This is a genomic window from Streptomyces sp. SID486, assembly GCF_009865385.1.
Lineage (GTDB): Bacteria > Actinomycetota > Actinomycetes > Streptomycetales > Streptomycetaceae > Streptomyces.
In genome coordinates, this window is record NZ_WWJT01000079.1 from 1 (window position 1) to 13,314 (window position 13,314).

The following is a 13,314-nucleotide window of genomic DNA, read 5'->3' on the forward strand; positions in this document are numbered from 1 at the left end:
GCGCGGGTGGTGCGGCCGGAGGAGGCGGTGTGGTGCGCGGGGGTGATGCGGCGGGAGGGGGTGCGAAGCGGGTCGTGTCGATGCCGTTCGGTACGACCGTGTAGGCGGCGCGCACGCCGGCGCGCCGGCCGGTCGCTTGCTCCGCCTCGCTGACGCACACCACCCGGTCCGCCCAGCGCGCCCCCCATCGCTCCCAGCGCAGGGCGAGCGCCGCGGTGAGGCCGCCGACCGCCTCGAAGGACCAGGCGTGCGGCTGGAACACGGTCGGGATCCGCCCGCGGACGGCGAGCCGCGCGGCCAGGCCGGCCTTCGCGCTGTGCGCGTGCACCAGTTCGGGCCGCACCTCCTCGATCAGCCGTACGAGCCGGCGTACCTCGCCCGGCAGGCCGGGACCGGGGGAGCGGGCCGCCCGCCAGTACCGGACGTCGGCGCCCAGCTCCCGCAGGCCCGTGGCGAGCGCGCCGCCCGGACAGGCGACCGTGACCCGTACGCCCGCCGCGAGCTGAGCCCGTGCCAGGTCGAGCACGACCCGGGCGACACCCCCGTCGACGGGCTGCGCGAGGTGCAGGACCCGGGGCCGCAGGTCGGGTGCTGGCTGGTGCATTCGCGGGATACCTCGCTCACGGGGCGCTCGGGACTGCGGACGTGGACGCGCCTTCGGTGGCGCGCGTCCACGGCGGCGTGGAGCGCGCCGGCCCACGCCGTGTCCGCGTGGGAAACGAGCCGGAAGCCCCGCTGGTCACCGCCGCGCCGCAGAGCCGGCCGAGATCGGGCACCGGACGGCCGCGGCCGGGCCCCGGGAGGTCCCCCTAATGCCCCGGACTGCCCCGACCTGCCCGGTAGCGATCCGTAATATTTCTTACTTATCCGGAGGAAAGGCGCGGAATTCGCTCAGGCGTTCCGTCGTCGCGAGGGTGTCCTTCGAGCAGATCACCCCATTGGCGGCACAACCCGCGCAGCCGCAGCGCGTTGACACAGCGCCGGGTATCCGCCCGGATGTTTGTGTCGATCCCAAGGAGCACCTCTCCATGTCGCGTATCGCGAAGGGCCTGGTCCTGACCTCCGCCGCTGTCGCGGCCGTCGCCGGCGGTGCCGGCGTGGCTGCTGCCGATGCCGGCGCCGGCGCCGTAGCCGCCAACTCGCCGGGCGTGCTGTCGGGCAACGTCGTCCAGGTCCCGATCCACGTGCCGATCAACCTCTGCGGCAACACCGTCGACATCATCGGTCTGCTGAACCCGGCGTTCGGCAACACCTGCGTCAACGACTGACGTCGGGACGCACCCCCTCGGGCGGCCGTCCGCCCCGCGCACCAGGCGCGGGCGGACGGCCGCTTCCGCTCCCTCGGACGGATCACACCGTGCGGGCGAGCGGTTGCGGTGTGCCATCGGCGAACTGACGGTGGGCCTAGGTCCCACTTGTTCACCGAAAGGAACACCCATGCGTGATCTGCCCGCCCGGCGTCTCGCGTCCACCGTCCTCTGCGCGGCCGTCCTCGTCGGCATCACCGGCCCGGCCGCCCTCGCCGCCGACGCCGCCCGGGAACACGGGCGTACCGCCACGGGGGCGTCCGTTCCGGCAGCGGAGAAGGAGAGGCTGCTCGCCCAGGCCAGGGCCATGGCCTGGGCGAACCCCGAGCTGAACCCGGTCGTCGATCTGCTCGCCCGCTCGCTGGAGAAGGGCAAGCTCCCCGCCGACGAGGCCGGAAGGCTGGGCGAGGCGGCGAAGCAGGCCGTCGCCAGGGCCGCCGCCGAACCGAAGCCCGCCGCCCCGACCCAGCCGGCCGCCCCCACGCAGCCCGCCGCCCCGGCCAAGCCGGCCGCGCCCACCCAGCCGGCGGCGCCCACCCAGCCGGCGGCTCAGGCGGTCCCCGCCTCTCCGACGACGACCGCCAAGCCCGCCGCCGCGACGCCCACGGCTCCCGCCAAGCCCGCCGCGCCCACCACCCCCGCCTCTCCCACGACGACCGCGAAGCCCGCCGCCGCCACGCCCACCGCCCCCACCAAGCCCGCCGGTCCCACCGCTCCCGCCGCGTCCACCGCCCCCACCACCCCGGCCTCGCCGGCGGCACCCGCGGCACCCACGTCGTCCGCCGCGCCCGCGGGTTCCGCCGTGCCGGTGTCCCTCACCGCCCGGGCGGCCGCACGGCACGCGCACGCCGGCATGGCCCCCTCGTCCCGGGACCTCCTGGGTGACACGCTCAGCGCCCTGCAGACCGCCATCGACAACCTGGTGAAGGCGGTCACCGACGGCCTCGACAAGCTCCTGTCGTCCGCCAACGACGTGGTGTCCGGCCTGGTCGACCTGCTGACGTCGACCCTCTCCGGCAGCAGCACCCTCGCCACCACCGACCTGACCGAGGTGTCCCCGGCGGCCACCCCGGCCGCGACGCCGAGCCTGTCCCCGACCGGCTGACCCGCCCGGCCGGTCTCCCCTGACCGGCCGATCCGCCGGGCCGGTTCCCCCGACCGGCCGGCATATGAAATCCCCGAGAAAGTCTCGGGGATTTCATATGTCTTCTCCGCGCGGAGTTTCCGGCCCGCCCGGACCTCGTTAGGCACGGCGTCAGAATTTCCAGGGGTGACGTGAGTTGCCGAAGAAAGGAACACGATGAAGTCCCTGAAGGCTGCCGCTGTCGTTGCCGGTTCCGTGGCCCTCGCCGGCGTCACCGCGCCCGCGTTCGCCTACAACGCCTCCGACGTGACGCCCACCAGCCTCAACGGCGCCGTCAACCAGCTCACCAAGGACCCGCTCTCCCTCGACGACGCGATGCCGCTGCAGCACCAGTCGGACGCGCTCGACACCGAGAACAAGGACTCGCTCCTCAGCACGGTCAAGGGCGCGACCGCCGCGCTGAACCAGCACAACCCGCTTCTCGGCGGCCTGCCCCTCCAGAGCTGACACCTCGTTCCCCGCTCCCGGGACGGACGCCGGGAGACCCGCGGATCCGCGCCCGTGGGAGCCATTCCGCAGGGGGCGCGGGCACAGGGCCGGTACCGCAACCGCGGCACCGGCCTCCGGCATGTCGGGCCGTTTCGCTCGATCGTGTGGCGCATCCCCGGGCACTGGTCCGGAAGGGTGAGAAGCCGCCCGGCGGCGCGCGGGGGCGTCGGTATGGTCGCGCGGTGACCTCAACCTCAACCGAATTCCGTCCCGCCGAGCTGGGCACGCTCGTCGTCCTGGCCTGGAGCGGCGAGGCCCCGGACGGCTCCGACATGCCCTACCTGCTGGCCTACTCCCTCGGCGACACGGCGGGCGGCCCGGAGGCGACCGCCGTCGCGGTCGAGCGGCTGCTGGAGCGCAACGGGCTGCCGCGCGGCGGCGAGCTGGTCGACGGGACCAGCCGGCCCAGCCTCCCGGTCAGCCTGCTGGTGGAGGCCGGCCAGGCCGTCGTCCGGATGCCGCAGCTGGTCGCCCAGGCCGACGCGCCCCCCGAGTGGCTCGCCGCCATCCGGGCCCGCGGTTACGCCTACCTCGTCTTCACCACCCGCGCCTGGCCCGAGGGCGAACCCGGCAAGGCCGTCGAGCCCGCCGCGCTGGCCGAGTTCGCCGGTGCCGAGGAAACCCTGAGCGCCGCCGCGCACGTCGTCCTGCCGGCCACCACCCTGCGCGGCTGACGCCGGGGCCGCGGCCGACGGCGGCGTGCAGAGAGCGACGGCCGGCGGCGGCGGGGCGAAGAGCGACGGCCGGCGGCGCGTGCAGGAGAGCGACCGGGCCCCGGTCTCCGGGTCCCCCGTCCCGACGCCGGGCCTGGTGGCCCAAGGCGTCGTCGGCCGCGGCTCGCCACGCCCGGCCGGCCGAAGGCTTCTGCACTCCTGACTTCTGCACTTCTGCACTTCTGACTTCTGCACTTCTGTCGGATTCGGCCGGGTGACGCCCATTCCCCCTCTCGCCGTGATCGGAATGTTCGTCCTGACCCGCTGGTGGGACTTCTGGACGAACTGACCATCGGCGGCCGACTGTTACCAGCCGACTATTACGGCAGTCGGGGGAATTGTGAACTGGTGGCCTTTTCCGGCTCGTTACGCGGTACGGACGACGAACCCCCACATCCTGAAAGGGACCGTACCTGACATGAAGCCGACCACCCGAGGAACCCTCGCCGCCGTCATCACGGGCGTCACGGCCGCCGTGGGGGCCGCGGCCACCCCCGCCGCCGCGATCGGCACGGTCCCGGTCCCCGTACCGCTGGACGGCGTGTCGCAGTCCCTGGGCATGGAGGTTCCCAAGGCGACACTGGAGCTGCCGCTGCTGACGCCGGGCGCCCCCGACGGGCCGCGGTACGTCACCGGGCGGCTGCTGCCCGACCGCACGCTGCCCCAGCTGCCGGTCACCGGCGCCCTGCCCGGCCTGGACCTGCACACCCCCCTGCCGCGCCTCCTCGGCGACCGGTTCGACCACGTCGGCGTCGACGCCCCCGCCTCCGACCTGCGCACCGCCGGTCCCGGCCTGGACGTCGACGCCCCGCTGACCCAGCCCAACCCGGACAACTTCGGTCTCCCGGACCTCAAGCTGCCCGAGGTCGGCGTCCTCGCCCCGGTCCTGCAGACCGTGGCCGGTGCCGACCTCGGCACGGGCACGGGCCTGTAACCCGTACGCCCGCACCCGCCCCGTCCGATCCCCGCGAGGCCGCCCGGCCCGCCCCCCCGGTACCCGCCGGGCGGTCCCACGAGGCCGCCTCGGCTCACTCCCCGCCGTACCCGCCGGGCGGTCCCACGACGGTGGCCCGGCCCACTTCCCGCCGTACCCGCCGGGCGGTCCCACGACGGTGGCCCGGTGCGTTCCTCCTCTCCGTACCCACCGGATGGCCCCAGGACGGTGACCCCACGCCCTCCCGGCCGGTTAGCCGGTACGGACATCTGAACCCGGACGAGGAGCGAGCATGGTCGTCGGTGTCGGCGGAGTGGCGGTCGGTGCGGAGCGGCAGGGCCGGCCGGAGGCGGCCAGACCCTCCCGGCGGGAGCTGGCGCGGGGGCTGCTGGTCTCCGCCGCCGCGCTGGCGCTGACCCCGGTCATCGCCGCGTCCCGGCCCCTGCCCCCGGCCGGGGAGCGCGGCGACGGCTACTTCGACGAGACCTACCGCGGCCGCCGTATCCAGGGGGTCCTGGTACCCGCCGCGGGACGCGCGGCCGGCCAGGGTGAGTGGCGGATCACCATCGACGGCCGTCCGCTGCACCTGATGCGCCGGGCCGACGGCACCTGGCTCACCATGGTCGACCACTACACGTCGTACCGGACGCCGTTGGAGGCGACCCGGGCGGCCGTGGACGAGATCGGGCCGGGCCGGCGGCTGCGCGACCTGGCGCCGGGCCGGCTCGACGACGGGCACTCCGCACACCCGGACGGGCAGGACGGGCAGGACGGGCACATGGAGATGGGGGGCCGGCATGGCGTACGTGCGTAAGGACGTCAGCACCCTCACCGCCGGGGAGCGGCGGCGGCTGGTGAACGCACTGCTGGCACTCAAACGGCGCGGTGAGTACGACGAGTTCGTGCGCACGCACATCGACTTCTACACCGCCGACGGGGAGGACGGCCTGCGCAGCGCGCACATGGCACCGTCCTTCCTGCCCTGGCACCGCAGGTTCCTGCTGGAGCTGGAGCGGGCCCTGCGCCGCGTGGACTCCTCGGTGACGGTGCCGTACTGGGACTGGACCCGCAACCGCACGACGACGTCCGTACCGTGGACCAAGGATCTGCTCGGCGGGAACGGGCGGGCCTCCGACCGGCAGGTGATGACCGGTCCGTTCGCCTACTCGGCGGGCCACTGGACCCTCAAGGAGGGCATCACCGACGGCAAGTTCCTCACCCGGGACCTGGGCCGCTCGGCCGCCCCCCTCCAGCTGCCCACCAAGGGGGAGCTGCAGTCGGCGCTGGACGACCCCGTGTACGACGCGTGGCCCTGGGACTCCACCGTCCGCAAGGGCTTCCGCAACAAGCTGGAGGGGTGGGGGAGCGGCAGCGGCAGCGCCTCCTGGCGCAACCACAACCGGGTGCACCGCTGGGTCGGCGGTGAGATGCTCGGCGGCGCGTCCGTCAACGACCCGGTGTTCTGGCTGCACCACGCCTTTCTCGACCTGCAGTGGTACCGCTGGCAGCGGGCCCATCGCAACCACCGCTACCTGCCGGCCGAGCCGCCCCGTCCGGGCGACGCCCAGCACGACCGGGTCGTCGCCCGGCACGAGAAGCTCCCGCCGTGGCAGGAGACGCCGGACCAGCTGGAGGACGTGAGCCGGATCTACCGGTACGCGTGAACGGCGCCCGCGGCCGGCTGACCGGCGGACGGCCGGGCGCGGGTCCAGCCGTACGCGCCGCAAGCATCCGGCCGCACGGCGGTACGGGTCCGGCCGGACGCATCCGGCCGTACGGGTCCGGCGGTGCGTGGCCGGCCGTAAGGGTCCGGCCGTGCGTGGCCGGCCGTGTGCCTTCGGCCGTACGGGGCCGATGCACTTGTCCAGCCGTTCGTGGACGGTGGCGCGTGGTCGGCCTTTCGTGGACGGTGGCGCGTGGTCGGCCTTTCGTGGACACGAAGAACAAGGGTGGACACGAAGAACAAGGCAGGAGCCCCGGCGCTCGGAGTGCCGGGGCTCCTGCCTGTGTGTGACGCGTCGGCTCAGTTGCCGTAGCCGCCGGAGCCGGGGTTGCCGGGCTTGCCCTGGTGACCGGCGTTGACGCAGGTGTTGCCGAAGGCCGGGTTGAGCAGGCCGATCACGTCGATGGTGTTCCCGCAGACGTTGACCGGGATGTTGACCGGAACCTGGAGCAGGTTGCCGGAGAGCACGCCGGGCGAACCGGCGGCGGCGCCCTGAGCGCCCGCGTCCGCCAGGGCGAGCCCGGCGCCGCTGATCACCACGGCACCGGTGCCGAGAGCGACAGCGGCTGCCTTCGCGATGCGAGACATCACGTTCTCCTTTTGTAGCTCGGAAAGCGCAGCGGCAGACCCGCCGCCGCACTTCCCGTTCAACGGCGGCGCGCGGGCTCGGTCACGGTGATCAGCCGGGGATCACCCTTTCATCGGCAGGGCCTCCCGGACGCGCGGCCCGGGCGGGCGGGACCGACCGGCGCCGGACCGACCGGCGCCGGACCGAGGGCCTCCGTGAACGGATGACGGATGTCCGGCGTGGTGTCAGGGCAGGCGGCGCAGCGGGGAGCCGGCCAGGTATGCCTGGATGTTCTCCACGGCCTGACCGTAGTACGTCGTGTAGTTGGCGTGCGATACGTAGCCGAGGTGGGGCGTGGCGAGGAGCCTGGGGGCGCTGCGCATCGGGTGGCCGGCGGGCAGCGGTTCGACGTCGAAGACGTCGACACCGGCACCGGCGATCCGGCCCTGGTGCAGCGCGGCCAGCAGCGCGTCCTGGTCGACGATGGCCGCGCGGGAGGTGTTGACCAGGTAGGCGGACGGCTTCATCAGGGCGAGTTCGGCGGCGCCGACGAGGCCCCGGGTGCGCTCGCCGAGGGCCAGGTGGATGGAGACGAAGTCGCTGGTGCCGAGCAACTCCTCCTTGGAGGCGGCCAGTTCCACGCCCACCTCGGCGGCACGCTCCGCGGTGAGATGCCGGCTCCACGCGCTCACCCGCATGCCGAAGGCGAGCCCGACCCGGGCCACCCGGGCGCCGATCCGGCCGAGTCCGAGCAGGCCCAGCCGGCGGTCGTGCAGGTCGGCGCCGACGGTGGACTGCCAGGGTCCGCCGCCGCGCAGGGCGTTGCTCTCCTGCACGATCCCGCGGGCGAGACCGAGCAGCAGGGCCCAGGTCAGCTCGACCGGCGGGGTGCTCGAACTCGCCGTACCGCACACGGTGACGCCGTGTGCCTCGGCGGCGGCGTAGTCGATGACGCTGTTGCGCATCCCGGAGGCGACGAGCAGCTTCAGCCGGGGGAGCCGGGCGATCAGGGAACCGGGGAAGGGGACGCGTTCGCGCAGGGTGACGACGATGTCGTAGTCGGCGAGCGCGGCGGCGAGGGCGTCCTCGCCGTCGAGGTGTTCACGCAGCGCGACGACGTCCACCCGGTCCGTCACCGCCGACCAGTCGGCCGCCTGGTGGGCGACCCCCTGGAAGTCGTCCAGCACCGCACACCGAAGCCGCATGTCGTCTCCTTTCCGGGCCCCACGGGGTCCGGAGGCCACCGGGCCTGGGTCCGCCCGGTCTGGGTCCATCGGGTCGTGGGATCCGCTGGGGTCCTCCGGGGCGACTCTAGCGACGGGCCCGCGGCCGTCGTCGGGGAGGTGCGGTGAGCGCGGACCCGGCCGGCCTCGTGCCCGGCCCGGGAGGGGAGCCTCGTGCTGGGCGGCTGGCTGATCTCAGACGTCGGCCGACGGGTCGCGGGCGGTCTGGCGGAGGTGTCCGGGGGTGACCCCGGCCCCGGCCGTGAGGTCGGGGTGGAGGGGGCGCGATCACCCGCGGGAACCTGGTGGCGCACGGGCGGCCCCGGGGTCGTCCGGTGATCGCCGCAGAGGTGCCCGGCGCCTTGTCGCCGCTGCTGAAAAACGCCCTGACCAGCAAAAAGCCCTCCCGGGAGGGAGGGCGGAGACTGGCGCCCCCGGCAGGACTCGAACCTGCGGCCAAGCGCTTAGAAGGCGCCTGCTCTATCCACTGAGCTACGGGGGCCGGTGGGTGGCCTCGTGCCTGGTGCCCTGTGCGGGCCGATCCGTGACGTTGCCGGGGACAAGGATAGGGCTCCCGGTTCCTTGACCCTGTCGCTTCGCCTCCGTGGCTCAATGTGGAGGTTCGGTGAAGCGGTCCTGATAATCGCAGGCGGGTGCGAATCGTGCACCGCTTTTGGCATCTGTCGCACCGGGTGTTGTGCACTCGTTATGCCTGGACAGCGCCTGTGTCCTGGTCGTCCCGTCTGTCTGTTCTGTCCCGTCGGCGCGCAGACATGTCTATATGCTTCAGAATTCCCCTAAAATTGGGCATTCTTCACATGTGGTGACCTTGGACGTACGGCCTCAGCTGCTCGACACACTCTCCGCACTGCGCGACCGTGTTGCCGCCGCACGCTTTCCGCTGCCCCTGGCCGGGGCGCCACGCGCGCGCGCCAACCGCGACGAACTCCTCGCGCAGCTCGACGACTACCTCGTCCCCCGGTTGCGGCGGCCAGACGCACCGCTCCTCGCCGTCGTCGGCGGCTCCACCGGCGCGGGCAAGTCGACGCTCGTCAACTCCCTCGTCGGCCGACGGGTGAGCGAGGCGGGCGTGCTCCGGCCGACCACCAGGACGCCGGTCCTGGTCTGCCATCCGGAGGACCATCACTGGTTCAGCGGCATGCGCGTGCTCCCCGACCTGACCCGCGTGTGGTCGCCCCAGCGGGACCCCGCCGACGAGTTCCTCCTGCAGGACGAGGAACCCGGGCGCGTGCTGCGCGTCGAGACCGTCGACACGCTCCCGCGCGGACTCGCCCTGCTCGACGCCCCCGACGTCGACTCCCTGATCGCGGACAACCGCGTCCTCGCCGCGGAGCTGATCTGCGCCGCCGACATCTGGATCATGGTCACCACGGCCGCCCGCTACGCCGACGCCGTCCCCTGGCACCTGCTGCGCACCGCCAAGGAGTACGACGCGACCCTCGTCACCGTCCTGGACCGGGTCCCCCACCAGGTCGTCTCGGAGGTCTCCCGGCAGTACGGCGCCCTGCTCACCAAGGCCGGTCTGGGCGACGTGCCCCGGTTCACCGTGCCCGAGCTGCCCGAGTCCGCCTGGGGCGCGGGCCTGCTGCCCGCCACCGCCGTCGCCCCGCTGAAGAGCTGGCTCGTGCACCACGCCCAGGACCCCGCCGCCCGCCAGCACGTCATGGCCCGTACGGCCCACGGCCTGCTCAACTCGCTCAACTGCCGCCTGCCCGAGCTGGCCGGCGCCGCCGCCGCCCAGTACGCGGCGGCCCTCCGGCTTACCTCCGCCGTGGAGGCCGCCTACGACAGCGAGCACGCGCGCGTACGGGCCCGTCTCCACGGCGGAGCCGTACTCGCCGGGGACGCGCTCAAGAGATGGCGCGCCTTCCCCCTGGACTGCACCGCCGGGGAACTCCTCGACGCCCTCGTGGAGAGCCTGGCCGCCCTGCTGCTGTGCGCCGTCACCGCCGCCGACGAACGCGTCGACGACGTCTGGCGGCGCGAACCCGCCGCCGGCGCCCCGGAACTCGCCGGCCGCGGCACCTCGCTGGAGAGCGCCGAGCACCGCATCGGGCTCGCTGCCCGGCGCTGGCGGCGCGAACTGGAGGAGTACGCCGAGGACGAGGTACGGGTCCTGGAACGCACCGGCGCACCCGACCCGGAGATCGTCGCCGCCCTCGTCGCCACGGCGGTGCTGGGCGGGCGCCGGGCGCGTACCGCCGGTGAGGGGCTCGCCGAGCGGCTCGGCGCGCACGGCGTGCTGCGGCTGCGCGACCGGGCGGGACGGCTGCTCATCGAACACGTGGACCGCGTCATGAACGCCGAACGCGAGCGGCGCCTCGCGCCGCTCGACGCTCTGGACGTCCATCCCGAGCCCCAGGCCGAACTCATCGCCGCGCTGTCCGTACTGCAGAAGGAGAGGTGACCGGTGACCGCCGTCACTGACCAGAACCACACGGAGCACACAGACCACATGAGGCGCACCGACCACGGCAGCGGCAGCGGCGACAGCGGGTCCTCGGAACACGGCGTGCACACCGGCTCGGGCGCCATGGACACCGCCGAGCGCACCGGCGGCCTCCCCCAGGCACGGCTGAACCTCCTGAAGGAGCCTCGCGGTGCCGACCGCTCCCGCACCGACCGCACCGCTGACCCCCGTCCCGCCGGCACCAGCGCCTCCGAGGCGAGCGGACAGGGCGGGGAGGGCCTGGGAGCGGAGAGGTATCCGGGCGAGGAGAAGGATGTGAACGCCGGCAAGGATGTGAACACCGGCAAGGACCTGAACGCCGGCGAAGACCTGAACGCCGGCAAGGACCTGAACACCGGCAAGGGCCTGACCGGTGAGGCGGGGCTGAGCCAGGAGACGCGCGAGAACGGAGGGGAGGGCCGGAGCGGAGGGCAGGACAGCAGCCGCGACCCGCAGCGCCACGCGCGCGAGCAGGACAGCAGCCGCGACCCGCAGCGTCACGCGAGCGTGCAGGACAGCAGCCGCGATTCGCAGCGTCACGCGCGCGTGCAGGGCGTGAACGCCGGGGGTGACCGTCCCGCACGCGGGTCCGGCGCCGAGGAGGGCGTACCGGCTCCCCGCCCGCAATCCCCCTCCCACAGCGCCCGCCCTCAGGAGTCCCCGTCCGCCCAGTCCTCCTCCCAGCAGTCCTCCTCGCAGCAGTCCGCTTCTCGGCAGTCCGCTTCCCAGCAGTCCGCTTCCCAGCAATCCCGTACCGATGAGCCCCGTGCCAAGGAGCCCCGTACCAAGGAGTCCCCCTCCTCGAAGCCCCGCGCCGCGGCCGACGCCGCGCCCTCCAAGGCGAAGGCGGCCCCCGCTGCCGCCTCCTCCGGCGCGGGAGCGGCCGCCGCCGACGCGGGGAAGGACGCCGACCCCGGTTCCTCGGAGAGCTGGGACGACGGACTCATCGCCCGGCGCGTCACCGAAGCCACCTCCGCCGCACTCGCCGCCGAGCGGGCGTCCGCCGCGGAGCAGAGCCAGCGCCCACCCGGCAGTCACACCCCGGCCCCCCTGGCGTACGACGGCCCGCTCCGCTCGCGCCTGGACGCCCTGCGGGAACTCGTCGGGCTCTCCCGCACCCGCCTGGACAGCCAGTCCCTGGCCGAAGCGGGCCGGGTCCTGGACGAGGCCGCCGCCCGCCGCAAGCTCTCCGGCCGGCACACCGTCGTCGCCCTCGCCGGCGCCACCGGCAGCGGCAAGTCGCAGCTGTTCAACGCCCTGGCCGGAGTACCCATCTCGGAGACCGGCGTACGGCGCCCGACCACGGCCGCCCCGATCGCGTGCAGTTGGAGCGACGGCGCGGCGGCCCTCATCGACCGGCTGGGCATTCCCGGCCGGCTGCGCCGCCGTCCGCTGCACAGCCCGGACAACGAAGGGCAGCTGCGCGGGCTGGTCCTCATCGATCTGCCCGACCACGACTCCGCCGCCGTACAGCACCGCGAACAGGTCGACCGGATCCTGAAGCTGGTCGACGCGGTCATCTGGGTGGTCGACCCCGAGAAGTACGCCGACGCCGTGCTGCACGAGCGGTACCTGCGGCCGATGGCCGGCCACGCGGAGATCATGTTCATCGTCCTGAACCAGGTCGACCGGTTGCCCGGGGACGCCGCCGACCAGGTCCTGGACGACCTGCGGCGGCTGCTGGACGAGGACGGCATCGCGCTCGGCGAGCACGGCGAACCGGGGGCCACCGTGCTCGCGCTGTCCGCGCTCACGGGTGACGGCGTCGGCGACCTCCGGGAGATGCTCGGCCAGTTCGTGGCGGAGCGCGGCGCGGCGGCCCGGCGGGTGGCGGCCGACGTCGACGCCGCCGCCGCCGAGCTGCGGCCCGTGTACGCCGCCGGGCGGCGGACCGGGCTCAGTGAGGACGCGCGCGAGGAGTTCGCGGCGCGACTCGCGGACGCGGTGGGCGCCACCGCGGCGGGGGAGGCCGCCGAGCGCGCCTGGCTGCGCAACGCCAACCGTGCCTGCGGCACACCCTGGTTGCGGTTGTGGCGCTGGTACCAGGGCCGTGGCGAGTCCACGACGGGCCGCATCGCGGTGCGCACCCAGGCGGACGAGGAGGCCACGGCCCGCCAGCGGGTGGAACAGGCGGTCCGGACGGTCGCCGAACGGGCCTCGGCCGGGCTGCCCACGCCCTGGGCACAGGCGGTGCGCGAGGCGGCCGTACGTGGTTCCCAAGGGCTGTCCGAGGCGCTGGACGACCTGGCGGCGCGCGCCGGGCTCCCGCCGGGCCGCCCGCCGCGGCCGGGCTGGTGGCCGGTGGCGGTACTGGTCCAGGCGGCGATGACGCTGCTGCAGATCGTGGGCGGCTCGTGGCTTGCGGGGCAGATCGCGGGGGTGATGGCGCCCAACCTGGGGGTGCCGGTGCTGCTGATGGTGTGCGGGATCGTCGGCGGGCCGCTGGTGGAGTGGGGCTGCCGGATGGCCGCCCGGGGGCCCGCACGGCGCTACGGCCAGGACGCGGAACGGCGGCTGCGGGAGGCGGCGGCGAGCTGCGGCCGCGCCCGGGTGCTCGATCCGGTCGCGTCGGAACTGCTGCGGTACCGGGAGGTCCGGGAGCAGTACGGGAGGGTGGTGCGCGCCGGAGTGGGGTGAGGCGCGGGGCGGAGCGGGACAGCCGGTGGAGGGCGAGGGCGAGGGCGAGAGCGAGGGCGAGAGCGAGGGCGGGGAGGGCGGGGCGCGGCGGGGCGGCCGGTGGTGA

Annotated in this window: 12 protein-coding genes and 1 tRNA gene; 9 read left to right on the forward strand and 4 right to left on the reverse strand. The window is 74.2% G+C overall.

Features of this window, described 5'->3' with window-relative positions:
* A partial coding sequence (locus tag GT045_RS04110; protein WP_161333317.1) for a glycosyltransferase family 4 protein occupies window positions 1-604 on the reverse strand: 604 nt, incomplete at its 3' end.
* Window positions 605-1,028: 424 nt separating this feature from the next.
* Here GT045_RS04110 and GT045_RS04115 point away from each other — a divergent pair.
* The 7 genes from GT045_RS04115 to GT045_RS04145 all read left to right on the forward strand — a co-directional run bounded on the left by GT045_RS04115 (window position 1,029) and on the right by GT045_RS04145 (window position 6,251).
* A complete protein-coding gene (locus GT045_RS04115) occupies window positions 1,029-1,268 on the forward strand; it encodes a chaplin (RefSeq protein ID WP_161297710.1) in 240 nt (79 codons plus the stop codon).
* 169 nt (window positions 1,269-1,437) lie between these two features.
* Window positions 1,438-2,412, forward strand: coding sequence for a hypothetical protein (locus GT045_RS04120; RefSeq protein WP_161333318.1), 975 nt, complete (start codon window positions 1,438-1,440; stop codon window positions 2,410-2,412).
* A 195-nt stretch (window positions 2,413-2,607) separates the two neighbouring features.
* Window positions 2,608-2,898 (forward strand): hypothetical protein, encoded by a 291-nt coding sequence (locus tag GT045_RS04125; protein WP_161298298.1) that lies wholly within the window; start codon window positions 2,608-2,610, stop codon window positions 2,896-2,898.
* A gap of 224 nt (window positions 2,899-3,122) precedes the next feature.
* The gene (locus GT045_RS04130) at window positions 3,123-3,614 is read left to right on the forward strand and encodes a DUF5949 family protein (RefSeq protein ID WP_161333319.1); all 492 of its coding nucleotides are present in this window, start codon (window positions 3,123-3,125) and stop codon (window positions 3,612-3,614) included.
* Between the two features lie 457 nt (window positions 3,615-4,071).
* Window positions 4,072-4,587, forward strand: a complete 516-nt coding sequence (locus tag GT045_RS04135) for a hypothetical protein (RefSeq protein WP_161298300.1) — start codon at window positions 4,072-4,074, stop codon at window positions 4,585-4,587.
* A 292-nt stretch (window positions 4,588-4,879) separates the two neighbouring features.
* Window positions 4,880-5,401: a tyrosinase family oxidase copper chaperone gene (locus tag GT045_RS04140; protein ID WP_161298774.1), complete on the forward strand. Its 522-nt coding sequence runs from the start codon at window positions 4,880-4,882 to the stop codon at window positions 5,399-5,401.
* On the forward strand, window positions 5,385-6,251 hold the full coding sequence (locus GT045_RS04145; protein ID WP_202527086.1) for a tyrosinase family protein: 867 nt from the start codon (window positions 5,385-5,387) through the stop codon (window positions 6,249-6,251). The genes GT045_RS04140 and GT045_RS04145 overlap by 17 nt, the downstream gene beginning before the upstream one ends.
* A gap of 359 nt (window positions 6,252-6,610) precedes the next feature.
* Here the strand turns inward: GT045_RS04145 and GT045_RS04150 are convergent, their stop codons facing one another.
* From GT045_RS04150 to GT045_RS04160, 3 genes are all read right to left on the reverse strand, one after another.
* The gene (locus tag GT045_RS04150) at window positions 6,611-6,898 is read right to left on the reverse strand and encodes a chaplin (RefSeq protein ID WP_161333320.1); all 288 of its coding nucleotides are present in this window, start codon (window positions 6,896-6,898) and stop codon (window positions 6,611-6,613) included.
* Between the two features lie 225 nt (window positions 6,899-7,123).
* Window positions 7,124-8,083 (reverse strand): D-2-hydroxyacid dehydrogenase family protein, encoded by a 960-nt coding sequence (locus tag GT045_RS04155; protein ID WP_161333321.1) that lies wholly within the window; start codon window positions 8,081-8,083, stop codon window positions 7,124-7,126.
* A gap of 444 nt (window positions 8,084-8,527) precedes the next feature.
* Window positions 8,528-8,603: transfer RNA gene (locus tag GT045_RS04160), tRNA-Arg, on the reverse strand.
* A 318-nt stretch (window positions 8,604-8,921) separates the two neighbouring features.
* On the opposite strand from GT045_RS04160, the gene GT045_RS04165 reads away from it, so the two are divergent.
* A complete protein-coding gene (locus tag GT045_RS04165) occupies window positions 8,922-10,529 on the forward strand; it encodes a dynamin family protein (protein ID WP_161295043.1) in 1,608 nt (535 codons plus the stop codon).
* Between the two features lie 426 nt (window positions 10,530-10,955).
* Complete coding sequence (locus tag GT045_RS04170; RefSeq protein ID WP_161333323.1) at window positions 10,956-13,208, forward strand: YfjP family GTPase; 2,253 nt, start codon at window positions 10,956-10,958, stop codon at window positions 13,206-13,208.
* Window positions 13,209-13,314: the final 106 nt, after the last annotated feature.

What these genes read in the sequence shown, in the direction of transcription:
- GT045_RS04115 (WP_161297710.1), top strand. Translation starts at nt 1,029, where the DNA reads ATGTCGCGTATCGCGAAGGGCCTGGTCCTGACCTCCGCCGCTGTCGCG.
- GT045_RS04120 (WP_161333318.1), top strand. Translation starts at nt 1,438, where the DNA reads ATGCGTGATCTGCCCGCCCGGCGTCTCGCGTCCACCGTCCTCTGCGCG.
- GT045_RS04125 (WP_161298298.1), top strand. Translation starts at nt 2,608, where the DNA reads ATGAAGTCCCTGAAGGCTGCCGCTGTCGTTGCCGGTTCCGTGGCCCTC.
- GT045_RS04135 (WP_161298300.1), top strand. Translation starts at nt 4,072, where the DNA reads ATGAAGCCGACCACCCGAGGAACCCTCGCCGCCGTCATCACGGGCGTC.
- GT045_RS04140 (WP_161298774.1), top strand. Translation starts at nt 4,880, where the DNA reads ATGGTCGTCGGTGTCGGCGGAGTGGCGGTCGGTGCGGAGCGGCAGGGC.
- GT045_RS04145 (WP_202527086.1), top strand. Translation starts at nt 5,385, where the DNA reads ATGGCGTACGTGCGTAAGGACGTCAGCACCCTCACCGCCGGGGAGCGG.
- GT045_RS04150 (WP_161333320.1), bottom strand. Translation starts at nt 6,898, where the DNA reads ATGTCTCGCATCGCGAAGGCAGCCGCTGTCGCTCTCGGCACCGGTGCC.
- GT045_RS04155 (WP_161333321.1), bottom strand. Translation starts at nt 8,083, where the DNA reads ATGCGGCTTCGGTGTGCGGTGCTGGACGACTTCCAGGGGGTCGCCCAC.